We start from the raw sequence: 12,791 nt of genomic DNA, 5'->3' as shown, positions 1-12,791 counted from the left end.
TCGGATGCCGCCGATAATGGTGTGTGACCGAAATCGAGAGACGAACGCGACCGATCGTGATCGCCGTCATCCCCACTTTCAGGCCCGATGATGGCGTGCTTCGAGGTGTTGAGTCGCTGAGGTCGCAGGTCGAAGCAGTCATCATCGTCGATGACGGCAGCCCGGCGGGAACTGCCGAAATACTGGATTCGCCCCCTCTGGCAGGCATCGAAATCATCCGCAGTTCCACGAATCTCGGCATCGCGGCGGCGCTCAATACGGGCATTCGTCGCGCGCTCGAGAGAGGCGCGGACTTCGTGCTCACCGTTGACCAGGACACTCAGCTTCCCGGACACTACGTCGCCGACTGCGTGACTGCGTTCCGAATCGCGTCACCAGAGACTCAGCTCGGCATCGTCTGTACCGACCGCGTCAATGGGCAACCGTCGATCCCCGAGCGCTACACGCCGGAGGGACTCGGGCTCGTGCGAGAGGCGATCCAGTCGGGATTCCTGATCAGTGCCGAATGCCTCACCGAGTGCGGGCTCTTCGACGAACGCCTCTTCATCGACTGCGTTGACACCGAATACTGTCTCCGCATCGCCCGGTCCGGCTACCGCATCGCAGTCGGACCGGGCACCGACATCAGCCACTCTCTCGGTGAACAGGCTCCTCTCCGACCATTCGGAATCACCCGAAGACTCCCTGACGGACGTCCCGAGACCTACGAGTACCACGGCCCGACGCGGCGGTACTTCATCGCTCGCAACAACGTGGATCTCTACCTGCGATACGCACGCATTCGCCCCCGCTGGGTGATCTCAGCGGTCAAACGCGAACTGTCGCCGACCTTCACCACCATCGTTTCCGGCCCTCGCCGCGGTCGCCAGCTACTCGCAACGATCGTCGGAGCGGTTCACGGCCTCATTCGAAAGCGCGGCCCGATGTCGCCCGGCCTCCGTGCGCTCCTTTCCGGATCGAGAAACTAGCGCGCTCGACGCACCCGGTCTTTCTCCAGCGATCGAGCATCGATCGTCTTCCAGTCGTCCAGCCTCACCCGGAGAGCCCGCCCATAGTTCCGCCACTTCGACACGTGGTACCAGGGATTGACCACCAGCCAGCGCACCCTCTCGCCAAACCCGAAGTCCCGGTCTCGGATGATGTGCAGGGAGTCCTTCAGGATTCCGTAGCCGGCGCGCAGGATCCGGTCACCGATTCCATAGACCCGACCCGATGCATCCACGCGTCGCATGGCGAGGGTCTCGTCGAAGATCCGCTTGCCATACTCTCCGAAGGTGAGGTCGTTCGAATGCTCGACCGCGGCTGCCGCAACGTAGGCCTTGCGATACCCCGCCTCGATGAGGTCTCGCGCGAAGGCCATGTCCTCCGAGTAGGAGAGATCACGGTAGGGAATCACGTCCAGCAGAAAGTCACGCCGGGTCGCGGAGTTCACGTCTGAGTAGAACGCCAGAAGGTCCATTTCGACAGGGGTGGGTTCTCGGTCACCGCGCTCATAGACCGTCACACCAGCGCCGAAGCGGTCGAACACCGCCTCGATCTCGTACCTCTGCAGAGGAAAGCAACCCGGCCTCGGATCCTGCCTGCCGAAAACTGCCACAGCGTCGATCCCGGTCGGGTCCAGCGGTGCGGTGATGGCAGCGAGCCATCCCGTGTCGAGGGGGATCGCATCCTGGGTCAGATAGGCGAGAAGCCTGCCTCGAGCGAGGCGTGCGGCGAGGTTGCGGGTCTTGCCGTGACCGAACTCGGAGTTGGGGATCTCGTGAAGCCGCACCGACGGATGCCCACGCACGATGTCGAGACTGCGGTCGGTCGACCCGGAGTCGATGACCAGGATCTCGACCGAACCATCGAAGTCCTGGCGCTCCAGCATGTCGAGGAGCCGCTCGAGGTAGAGCTCGCCATTGAGCACGGGGATGATGATGGTCGCGTCGAGGGATGCGACCTCACGAGTGTCTCCCGATCCGTCACCCACTCAGAGTGCCGTTCGCATCGCCGCTTCGAACGAACCGATGAACTGGCTCGCCGGGTCCGACCAGTCGGTCTCCCCGACCGATCGGGATATCCGCTCTCCGTGCTCGGCCGCGTCAGGGCGATCGACGATCGCGATGATCCGCTCAGCGATCGCTTTGGGCGACATGGGCACATACTCGACATTGGGGCTGTCGAAAACGCCGCGCGTGTTCGGGGCGTCGTTCACCACCGGCACGACTCCGCTCGCCATGAGTTCCATCGGCAGAAGCGACATGTTGGTCAGCGAGAGCACCAGGCCAGCGGCGCAACGGTTGTAGATCTCGTCAAGTTTCGCAATGTCGACAGCCTTGTGATTGACGTGCGGGAACGGCACGTCGTATCCCGACATGTCCCAGCCCACCAGATTGATGGTGATGTCCGGACGCAACCGGCTGACTTCGCTCAGCGCGAGGAGACCGAATTCGGTCGCCCGGCGGGGAGTGGGGGGACGGGCATAGAAGACGATTTCGGTGCGTGGAGCCGTGTTCCGATAGGTGTATCGACTGGTGTCCACGGCGAAATCGTACGCATCGCAGGACATGCCGAACTCGCTGCGCAACTTCTCTCCCAGCCACTGTCCGGCGGCGATTCCGTGGAAGCCGAGCCGATAAGAGTTCTCCGCAAGCACGTAGTCACTTCCCTGGGCGAAGAAATAGGGCTCGAAGTCCTGGGCGAAGTAGAACCTCTTCGCGTCTCCCTCGTACCGGTGGGCTGCGTAGGTGGCCTCCCAGTCCGACGCGACGATGGCGTCGTACCCTGGCGCAAAGCCTTCGGCCGGGTCGTAGAGCTTCATCTCTCCGGCGAGCGTGGGATAACCACTCATCGACCGCATCATCGACTGGATCTCCTCGACATTCACGCGGGGATAGCGCCCGGGGGAGTAGAGATACACAGTGAGTTCGTGCCCGGCCTCCTCGAGAAAGCTCATGAATCGGAAGGCATTCTGATGGCCGCCGCTGGTTCGGCTCGGGGGCGAAATCACCCACGCGACCTTGTATTTACCGTCCACGCCCTCGTTCACATGACCGTTGAAGTCCTGTGGCCTAGTCCAGTCGACCGCGATCACGTCGTCGCGATAGACCGACGAGAGAGGTGTGACGACGAAGGGCCCGAACCGGTTCGTCAGGTACTTGGCGCTCCGCCAGGCCATCGAGCGGACGCCCTCCGTCCTCAGCGTGGCTGCAGCGCGACCGAGAGCGTTCACGCGTGGGTTCCCAGGCGGAGGGTGGGCACTTCGGAGTCATGGATCACAGATAGACCCTACAGAACCCGGAAGGACCGCACTCCCGAAACGACCCGTTCGAGCTGGTCATCGGACATACCCGCCCAGAGCGGAAGCCGCACCAACCGGCGGGAGAAATCCTCGCTCTTCGTGAGGGGCTGGAGCGATCGGCCGTAGCGGCGACCCGCCGTGCTGCTGTCCAATGGCACATAGTGGAAGGTCGCCACGATGCCGAGATTCGCGAGATGGGCAATCAGCGCGCCCTGCGCATCCCAGGTCGGCATGAGCAGGTAGAACAGGTGGGCACCATGGATTCCGAGTGGTGGACTCATGCGCTCGACCCGATTCGCGTGCGCCCAGTCCTCGAGTTCACGGGCATAGTGATCCCAGACAGCGAATCGACGCCGCTGGATCTCGGCGAAGTCGTCGAGTTGCGAGTCGAGGACCGCCGCGTTGAGCTCGCTCGGAAGGTAGCTCGACCCCCAATCGACCCAGCTGTACTTGTCCACCTGCCCCCGCAGGAATTGCGAGCGGTTGGTGCCCTTCTCCCTCATGATCTCGGCACGCTCCACAAACTGTGGATCGTTGATCTGCAGGGCGCCGCCTTCTCCACACTGCACGTTCTTGGTGCTGTGGAAGCTCTGGGCAGCGAGGATCCCGACGGATCCGAGCGTTCGGCTCCCCGCGATCACACCCAGCCCGTGCGCGTTGTCCTCGATGATCGGAAGCCCGTGGTCCAGGGCGATCGCCTCGATGGAATCGATATCGACCGGCACTCCCCCGTAGTGCATGATCGAGATCGCTTTGGTCTGCGTTCCTACCGCTTCGCTCACCTGCTGAGGATCGAGGTTTCCCGTGGCGGGATCGAGGTCCACGAACACGCATCGGGCTCCCGTTCTCGCCACAGCATCGGCCGCGGAGGGGAACGTGAAGCTCGGCACGATCACCTCGTCGCCGACACCGATGCCGAGCAGGGATGTCGCCATCTCGAGCGCATGGGTGGCCGAGGTGGTCACGAGCACCTGCCCCGAGCCGCTGAGCGCGCGGATCTTGTCGGCAGCCGCCTTGGTGAACGCACCGTCGCCGTGAAGATGGCCGGAGGAGAGCACTGACTCGAGGTTGCGCAGCTCAGACTGGCTGCGATACGGACGCGAGAACGGGACTACGTCGGAAGCTATGCGGACCGCACTGTTCATCATCGACCACTAGGTTTTCGGCCGCCTCGGCGAGGCGAACTTATGTCAGCTTAGGATTCTCCAAGCTTTCACACTGGATGCGACGCGCCCCAGTTTCAGTCGAAACCGGGGGCGCTCGCAAGCCGTTAGTACCGGTAGTGGTCGACCTTGTACGGTCCGTCGACGGGAACGCCGATATACGCCGCCTGCTGGTCCGACAGCACAGTGAGCTTCACACCGAGGGCATCGAGGTGAAGTCGTGCCACCTTCTCGTCCAGGTGCTTCGGAAGCACGTAGACGCCGAGCGGATAGTTCTCGCCCCGCACGTACAGCTCGATCTGCGCGAGCACCTGGTTGGTGAAGGAGTTGCTCATCACGAACGAGGGGTGCCCGGTGGCGTTACCGAGGTTCATCAGGCGACCTTCAGACAGCACGAGGATGCTGCGACCGGTGGGCAGCCGCCACTCGTGGACCTGCGGCTTGATCTCGATCTTCTCGGTACCGGCGAGCTTCTCGAGGCCAGCGATGTCGATCTCATTGTCGAAGTGGCCGACGTTCGCAACGATGGCGAGGTGCTTCATCCCGAGCATGTGTTCGACAGTGAGCACGTTCTCGTTGCCGGTGCCCGTGACGAAGATGTCGACGTCGCCGACGACATCCTCGATGGTCGTGACCTGGAATCCGTCCATTGCGGCCTGAAGCGCGTTGATCGGGTCGATCTCGCTCACGATCACGCGAGCACCCTGGCCCTTGAGCGCTTCGGCAGCGCCCTTTCCGACATCTCCGTAGCCGGCGACGAAGACGACCTTGCCGCCGATGAGCACGTCGGTTGCCCGGTTGATGCCGTCGGGCAGCGAGTGACGGATACCGTACTTGTTGTCGAACTTGCTCTTGGTCACCGAGTCGTTGACATTGATGGCCGTGAACTGCAGTTCGCCGGCTCGTGCCAACTCGTACAGGCGGTGCACACCGGTGGTGGTCTCCTCGGTCACGCCCATGATCTCGGCGGCGATGTTGGTCCACCGGTCGCGTGACGACGCGAGCGAGGCGCGAAGGGTGTCGAGGATGACACGCCATTCGTGCGTGTCGCTCTCGGTGGCATCCGGAACCGCTCCGGCGAGCTCGTATTCACGGCCCTTGTGCACGAGGATGGTGGCGTCTCCGCCATCGTCGAGGATCATGTTCGGACCGGCCCAGTTCTCCCCCGCGGCGGCGGCCTCGGCACTCCAGTCGAAGATCTGGGAGGTGCACCACCAGTAGTCCTCGAGGGTCTCGCCCTTCCAGGCGAATACCGGTGATCCGGCAGGATTCTCGACGGTGCCGTTCGGGCCGACGGCGATCGCCGCCGCCGCTTCATCCTGGGTCGAGAAGATGTTGCAACTCGCCCAGCGCACCTGCGCCCCGAGAGCGACGAGGGTCTCGATGAGCACGCCGGTCTGCACGGTCATGTGCAGGGATCCCGCGATCCGCGCGCCGGCGAGCGGCTTCGACTCGCCGAATTCCTCCCTCAACGCCATGAGGCCGGGCATCTCGTTCTCGGCAAGGCGGAACTGGTGACGCCCCGACTCGGCGAGGGAGAGGTCGGCGACCTTGAACTGGAGAGCTGTGCTGGCGCTGGCGCTGGGAGCGGTAATGGTCATGGGTATAGGCTACGCGCCCACGAGATGCCGTGCCTGTCAGACCGCCCACAGTGGCGTGCGCTGCTTCCCGTGCGCTGCCCGGGCATCTTCGCGTGCCCGCCGCCTACTCTCTGATCAGTGCTCTCTGATCAGTGCGAGGACGGCGTCGCGGATGCGTTCCATCACCGCCGCTGTGCCGGCCTCCACGTTCAGCCGAAGCAATGGTTCCGTGTTCGAGGGGCGCACATTGAACCACCAGAACGGCTCGTCCTGACCGACCATTCCGGTGATCGTCAGTCCGTCAAGCTCATCGAAGTCGCCCGTGCCCGTGTAGGCCTCGACGATGCGGTTGTAAGCGGCCGGGATGTCCGTGACTGTCGAGTTGATCTCCCCGCTCATCGCGTACGGGGTGTACCTCTTCGAGATCGCCGAGACCGGCTCCGATCCCGAGCCGAACGCGGCCAGGAAGTGCATCGCAGCGAGCATGCCGTTGTCCGCTCCCCAGAAATCGCGGAAGTAGTAATGCGCGGAATGCTCCCCGCCGAAAATCGCGCCGGTGAGACGCATCTGGTCTTTGATGAGCGAATGGCCGACCTTGGTGCGCACCGGGATGGCGCCCGCCGCCTCGATTGTCTCCGCCACGATGTTCGAGGTGATGAGGTTGTGAAGCACGAAGATGTCGCCCTCCGGCTGCAGCCTGCGCACTCTGGTGATCTCCCTCAGCGCGACCACGGCGGCGACGGCGGACGGTGTGACGGCCTGGCCCTTTTCGTCCACGACGAAACAGCGGTCTGCATCGCCGTCGAAAGCGAGCCCCAGGTCGGCCGCGTGTTCGACAACCGCCTTCTGCAGAGCCACGATGTTCTTCGGATCCAAGGGGTTGGCTTCGTGGTTGGGGAAGGTTCCGTCCAGTTCGAAATAGAGCGGGATGATCTCGATCGGCAATGCCGGCAACCCGGCAGCGGTCCCGAGGACGGCAGGCACGGTCATCCCCCCCATGCCGTTGCCGGCATCCACGACGACCCGAATGGGACGGATGGCGGCGAGGTCCACCAACGAGCGCAAATAGACCGCGTAGTCGGCGATCACATCGACCGAGCGGAACGTACCCGGCTCCGCGACGGGCTCGATCGAAGCTTCGAGATAGGCCTGCGCGCGGTCGCGGATCCCCTTGAGGCCGGTGTCGAAACTGATGCCCTGCGCGCCCGCGCGACTGAATTTGATGCCGTTGTAGGTGGCTGGATTGTGGCTTGCGGTGCACATCGCTGCCGGAGCGTCGAAGTGGCCCGATGCGAAGTACGACTCGTCGGTGGAACACAATCCGATCGAGAGCACATTGCCGCCCCTGGCCTGCACGCCCAGCGCGAACGCCGCGGCGAAGCCGGGGGATGAGTCGCGCATGTCATGGCCGACGACGACCTCCTTGCCCGCGGCGTCGATCTCGTCCACGAACGCGGCCCCGAGAGCCGTCACGACCTCTGGCGTGAGCTGCGACCCGACGAGGCCACGCACGTCGTAGGCCTTGATGAACGGTGCGAGGTCGATGGGGGCAGTCATACTGCCAATTTACAGGGGTCGGTGTTGCTGCTCTTCTGCTGTGCCCAGCGAGACATGACGGATGACCTGCCAGCCCTGCGGCACCGAGAGTCGATCGGAGTGCTTCGCGCACAGGTCGTAACTGTGCGGCTCCGCGGTGCGACTGAGCGGCCCGAGCACCGCCATCGAGTCGGCATAGACATAGGTGAGCGTCGATACGGCGTCATTCGCGCACGCGACTTTGCTACACGGTCGACCGTCCATTTGACTCCACCCTAGCGCCGCATCCGTCCGAATCCCGCCGCGTAGAATCGGGGGATGGTCCGCTCCCGCATCGCCAGTCCGTCGGGGCGATCCGGATCGCGCGACCGACACGGCCGCGGGCTGCGTTCCGCGGTCACCGGGCCGCATCTGCCGCTCCTGCACACTCGCGCCGACCAATTCGACCTCACCGTGTCGGCGACGGCGGAATATCTCAAGGACCTCTGGCCGGACGACCTGGCCGGCGTATCCTTCGAGGTCGCCGGCCTCCCGAGCAAGATCGCCCCCGCCGGGGGAATCGACCGCTGGTGCGTGATCGTGCCCGAGAAGCGCGTGATCCTGTTCCGGCTGCCGATCGAACGCCTCGCCCGGCTGCATCGCACCGACGACCTGCACCGGCGAATGCTCATCGAGAGCTGTGTCTTCAGGGCCGTGGCCGAGCTGCTGGGCAAAGACCCCTGGGACTTGGCCCCGGAGCGCTTCCGCCACCTCTAGGGTCGCCCGTACAGCTGCGCTTCGTCAGGGGTAGATGACGATCGGGCGGGAGGCTGGTGCCGAAGGGCTCACGCTGAAGGTCGCGAGCTGTCCGTCACCGAGGTAGCTCACCGACAGCGCGAGTTTGTCGAATCCGGTGACGCGGTAGTTCGCTCCCCCGACCACCGCCTGGGTGATGGTGTGCCCCGCGGGCACGGCGACGGACAGGTCGGCTTCGCCCGAACGGGAGAGGGTGACCGTGGCATCCGTCTGGGTCGGATTCGCGAGGTGAAGCAGAGGTGTCGGTCCGGGCGCGATCGTCACCAGCGCGCGCTTCACCACACTGGTGGTCGAGGTCGACCAGGCGAAGTCTGACTGGCCAGCAGCGCCGACCGTGGAGATGCGGGCGCCAGCGACCAGCGGCTTGTCGGTGGCGATGGTCACTGTGTAACTGCCGTCGGGATAGGAGTCGAGCGGCACCTCGGTGACGATTCCGGGTTGCACCACCACCCGGACCGGGGTTGCGGCCTCCGAACCGTTCTCCGGAACTATCGTGATCTCGGCTTTGGCGGGGTCCGTGCCCGGCACATACAGGCGGATGATCGCACTCAGGTCGCCGAATCCGCTCTCGGCCTGGCGGGCGGCGACCGCCGTGCCGTTCGACAGCACCAGTCCCGGGATCACGGTGAGAGTGGAGGGCGCCGCCGACGTGCCGACGATGTCAACCCCACCGGGCTCCAGGGTGCGGACTATCGACTGCTGCAGGTCGGCGACGACCTGGCCGCCGCGACTCTGCACCCGCACGACCGGGGAGGTGATGTTCGGCGCGAAGCCGGCGAGCGACAGGACTCTCTGCCCACCGGGCGGCACGACGATGCCATCGGTGCCCGCTGCGACGATCGGGCCTGTCTCGGAGAAGATGCTGAGATTCACCGTCGCGACGACGTTGCTCGGGTTGCTGAGGGTGATGAGCGTGGTTCGACCGGTGTCCGTTGCACCGCCGACGAGCCAGCTGTCACTGCTGCCCTCTGAGCACTCGGCGGCAGCGAGTCCGACCAGGTCGCCCGAGGAGACGGCCTGGACCTGGCTGCCGGAGAGCAGCGGTACCGACGATGTGTTCGCACGCGGAGGGAGGGTCAGCAGGTCGGGGGCGACGCCCGTTGTGCTGTCCGTTGACGCAAGGGGCTCGAGGGTCGCCTTGCCGACGGTCTGGCCGTAGCGCACCGCTGGCCTGCCGACAGATGAGACCGAGGTCGCAGCTTGCCCGGTGTCATCCCCGAGTCGCAAGAGGGGGCCGGCGCAGATGCGCTGCTGGGCGGATGCCACGGGGGTGACGAGCCGGGAAGCGGGGGGTGCCGTGTGACTGGGCAACGGAACGAGCACTGCCGCACCGATCGCGACAGCAGCGACACCGATACCGATCACGCCGGTGAGCACCCGCGCGCCGACGAGAAGCGCGCCGCGCGCGGTTCTGGGGGCCTTCGCCACCGGCTCTGCGACATCCTCGACCTCGGTGACGTAGGCGCGAGTCTCGAGCGGCTCGTTTGGCCGAGCCTCGTTCGTGGGCGGAGTCTCGTCGGTCGGCTCAGTCATTCTCACCATCCCCGTCGAAGGTGTCGGCCGGCTGACCGGGGTTGGATCCGCTCACGGCGAGACGTCGACGGCGGCGAGCTGTGGGAATTCCGAGCAGCAGAGTCATACCGAAGACGATGACCTGGGAGATCAGGATCAGATTGCCGAGGGCGGTGTCGGTGTTGCCGACCGGAGTGATCGTCTTCTCGTTGGCAAGTCCGTCGAAGCGCCAGAGCAAGCCGTTGTCGGTGGCTCCGACCGGGGCGAACAGGGCATTGCTGTCGAGTGCCTCAGAGGTGCGCTTGTGCACCGCAGCGTCATCCGGCGACAGCAAGACGAAACCGATCGAGAGTCTGGTCAGTTCCGCTCCCGCGTCGAATCCGCTGCGGGATGCCAGGTTGCCCGAGACCGTCGCGATGCGTCGCGACGTCGCGTCGGCGGAGCTGGATGTCGCGGCGAGGGTCGACTGGTCGTCGAGTGTTGCTCCCGAGCCTCGTTGCACTGTGGCCGCCAGGGCGCCGCCGGGCTGGGGGGTGAGCACCAGGGTGCCGACGCGCGGATGCTCGTCGGCCTCGGCAGTGACCACTGCCGGCAGGATCCGCGACCCCGCCTCGACCACTGCCGTCTTCAGCAACACGCTTCCGAGCAGGGGCAGCACGAGAATCGTCGCGGTGACAGCCGTGAGGATGCCGACGGGCACGGCGAATCGCCCGAGCGCATCGAGCGCCACAATAGCGCTGGCGACCAGGCCGAGCCAGAACAGGCTGAGTCCCGCTCCGGTCCAGATGGGCACCGCGCTCGAGCCGAGATGCGCGACCTGCAGGTGCGACGCGGCGACGGCGGTACCGAAGCCGAGAAGCGCGAGGATCATGGACGGGACCGCCCGGCGGGATCCCGGAACGAAGAGCGCGAGGAGCGCGAGAACACCGATCGGCAGCAGAAGGGCCGCAACGATGACGGTCGCGGAAACTCCGGGAAGTCCGAAGGACTGCGCTACCGCCGACCATCCGTCGAGGCCCCGGGAGGGCGACAACAGGCTGAGGTGAAGTGAACTACCCGGCGCCGTTGGCGCGGGAACACCGGGGTCGGCGAACAGGGCGAGCGGATCGCCCCGCACCACCTGTTGCACGATGAGGGGCGCGAAGAGGGCCATCGCCGGAATGGGGATGCCGAGGAGACGGTGAACGCTCTTCGGCCGGGCGACGATCCAGGCGAGGAGCGCGATCACGAGGGCGGGCACGAGGCTCGGAGCGGATGCCGCAGTGGCAGCGAAGAGCAGTGCGGCCCCGGCCGACGCGGCCCACGAGCGCGGAGCATTGAGCGCTGCGAGCACGAGCCACGGAAGCAGCAGGTGGGCGATCACCGCTCCGAGGTGACCGCCGCTCAGCGCACTGGAGAGCGGAGGGGCGACGGCCCAGAGGAACGCGGCGAGGGCCGGAAGGGACGAACGGGTGCTCAGTTGCCGGGCAGCGAACCAGGCACCCAGAGCCGCGAGCGGAAGGGCGATCAGGTAGAGGAGCACGAGGCTGAAGGACGGCGACCAGAAGGTGATCGAGCCGAGCACGGCAAGAACGTAAGTGAAGGGGTCCGCCGCGCCGGTGAAGCCCACCCCGATGTCGCGCCACCCGTATCCGACGTGTGACCAGAGTTGTTGCACGGTGTCGCTGAGCGGCAACAGTGCTCCCCCGGTCAGCGACGGCGCCCCGATGAGGGAACCCCAGGAGATCAGGCCGATGAGGCCGGCAAGCACCACGATCCACAGACCGCCGTGGGATACGAAGCCGGCGCGAGCCTCGGTGACCGTGACGGTGGACTGGATGCGCTGGGCATCCCTCGCCTGCGCTCGCCGCTCGCGAACGGCTGCCGGCGGCATCCGGAGCGGGGCGATCGATGCCCACCCGACCCACTTGGTGCGCTTGAGGCTGCGGCGGGCGGGCCCGATTCGGCTACCGCCGAACGCTGCGGCGAGCGCCGAACCGAGCTCGCCACCGACCGCTCCGGGCCGCTTGGCGAGCAACTGGCCGATGGCGCGGATGATGGCGAGAGGGAGGAGCGACAGCCAGTGGAACGGCAGGGCAGCGGCGGGCGCGTAGACGAGTCGGCGGTGCAATTGCGCAGCACGGCGGGAGCTGGCCCGGCGGCGGTCGGACACGGTGGCGCGCCCGAACATCTCCGGCCCGCCGTCGCTGGCGACCTTCGCGCCCGGCACGACCACGACCCGGAACCCGGCGAGCCGCGCTCGCACCGAGAAGTCGAGGGCGGCATCCACCGTAGGCAGGGCCGGATCGAACCCGCCGAGGGCGGTCCAGAGGGTGCGCCTCACGAGCATTCCGCCGGCGGCCACCCCGAGCACGTCGGAGCGCACATCGTGCTGGGCCTGGTCGAGCTCGCCCTCGACGAGCGCGATCGACGCACCGTAGTAGGTCATCGTCTCGCCGTATTCGGCGATGACATCGGGCTCATCCCAGCGCATCAGTTTGGGACCGGCGACGGCGACGGATGGCGCGATCTCCACCGCGCCGAGCATGGCTTCGAGCGCGGCCGGCTGGGGTGCGTTGTCGTGGGCGAGCAGCCAGAGCCAGTCGTTCACGGATTCCGCCGGCGCCGCAACGGTGAGGGCACGGTCGATGGCGGCCCCGAAATCCACCTTGCCGGTGGTCGTCACGAGCTGGGTGGGGCCGGATGCCGCAAGCAGTTCCGCGGTGCGGTCGCTGGACCCGGCATCCACGGCGACTATCGCATCGGGTCGCCTGGTCTGGCGAGCGAGCCCCGCGAGGGTTCGTTCGAGGTGCGCCGCCCCCGACCGGGCAACGAGTATCGCGGTGACTCTCGTTTGCATCCTGTCGAGACTAAGCGCGCTCAGCGGTCAGCGCGACGTGACACGCACGGGAGCCCCATATCGTCGGTGGTCGAGTAGCGCCC

Annotated in this window: 10 protein-coding genes; 2 read left to right on the top strand and 8 right to left on the bottom strand. The window is 66.0% G+C overall.

Annotation, left to right across the window (positions count from 1 at the left end):
* The first annotated feature begins 23 nt into the window (after nt 1-23).
* On the top strand, nt 24-968 hold the full coding sequence (locus VLI63_RS14705; protein ID WP_409157606.1) for a glycosyltransferase: 945 nt from the start codon (nt 24-26) through the stop codon (nt 966-968).
* On the opposite strand, the gene VLI63_RS14700 is transcribed toward VLI63_RS14705, so the two are convergent.
* From VLI63_RS14700 to VLI63_RS14675, 6 genes are all read right to left on the bottom strand, one after another.
* Nucleotides 965-1,972, bottom strand: coding sequence for a glycosyltransferase (locus tag VLI63_RS14700; protein ID WP_409157605.1), 1,008 nt, complete (start codon nt 1,970-1,972; stop codon nt 965-967). The two genes, VLI63_RS14705 and VLI63_RS14700, sit on opposite strands and share 4 nt — an antisense overlap.
* Complete coding sequence (locus tag VLI63_RS14695) at nt 1,973-3,214, bottom strand: glycosyltransferase family 1 protein (protein WP_409157604.1); 1,242 nt, start codon at nt 3,212-3,214, stop codon at nt 1,973-1,975.
* Nucleotides 3,215-3,270: 56 nt separating this feature from the next.
* On the bottom strand, nt 3,271-4,431 hold the full coding sequence (rffA, locus tag VLI63_RS14690) for a dTDP-4-amino-4,6-dideoxygalactose transaminase (RefSeq protein ID WP_409157603.1): 1,161 nt from the start codon (nt 4,429-4,431) through the stop codon (nt 3,271-3,273).
* 122 nt (nt 4,432-4,553) lie between these two features.
* A complete protein-coding gene (gene ahcY, locus VLI63_RS14685) occupies nt 4,554-6,047 on the bottom strand; it encodes an adenosylhomocysteinase (protein ID WP_409157602.1) in 1,494 nt (497 codons plus the stop codon).
* Between the two features lie 114 nt (nt 6,048-6,161).
* On the bottom strand, nt 6,162-7,583 hold the full coding sequence (locus VLI63_RS14680; RefSeq protein WP_409157601.1) for a phosphomannomutase/phosphoglucomutase: 1,422 nt from the start codon (nt 7,581-7,583) through the stop codon (nt 6,162-6,164).
* Between the two features lie 9 nt (nt 7,584-7,592).
* Nucleotides 7,593-7,826 (bottom strand): DUF3499 family protein, encoded by a 234-nt coding sequence (locus VLI63_RS14675; RefSeq protein ID WP_409157600.1) that lies wholly within the window; start codon nt 7,824-7,826, stop codon nt 7,593-7,595.
* A gap of 54 nt (nt 7,827-7,880) precedes the next feature.
* Between VLI63_RS14675 and VLI63_RS14670 the strand changes: the two genes are divergently transcribed.
* Nucleotides 7,881-8,318, top strand: coding sequence for a metallopeptidase family protein (locus tag VLI63_RS14670; protein ID WP_409157599.1), 438 nt, complete (start codon nt 7,881-7,883; stop codon nt 8,316-8,318).
* A gap of 24 nt (nt 8,319-8,342) precedes the next feature.
* Here the strand turns inward: VLI63_RS14670 and VLI63_RS14665 are convergent, their stop codons facing one another.
* Nucleotides 8,343-9,890, bottom strand: coding sequence for a DUF5719 family protein (locus VLI63_RS14665; protein ID WP_409157598.1), 1,548 nt, complete (start codon nt 9,888-9,890; stop codon nt 8,343-8,345).
* Complete coding sequence (locus VLI63_RS14660) at nt 9,883-12,708, bottom strand: glycosyltransferase family 2 protein (protein ID WP_409157597.1); 2,826 nt, start codon at nt 12,706-12,708, stop codon at nt 9,883-9,885. The genes VLI63_RS14665 and VLI63_RS14660 overlap by 8 nt, the downstream gene beginning before the upstream one ends.
* Between the last annotated feature and the right edge of the window lie 83 nt (nt 12,709-12,791).

Origin of the sequence: Lacisediminihabitans sp. H27-G8 (assembly GCF_046156175.1) — a bacterium.
Taxonomy (GTDB): Bacteria; Actinomycetota; Actinomycetes; order Actinomycetales; family Microbacteriaceae; genus Lacisediminihabitans.
Note: the sequence above shows the minus strand (reverse complement) of the source record. Positions and strands in the feature narration are given on the sequence as shown.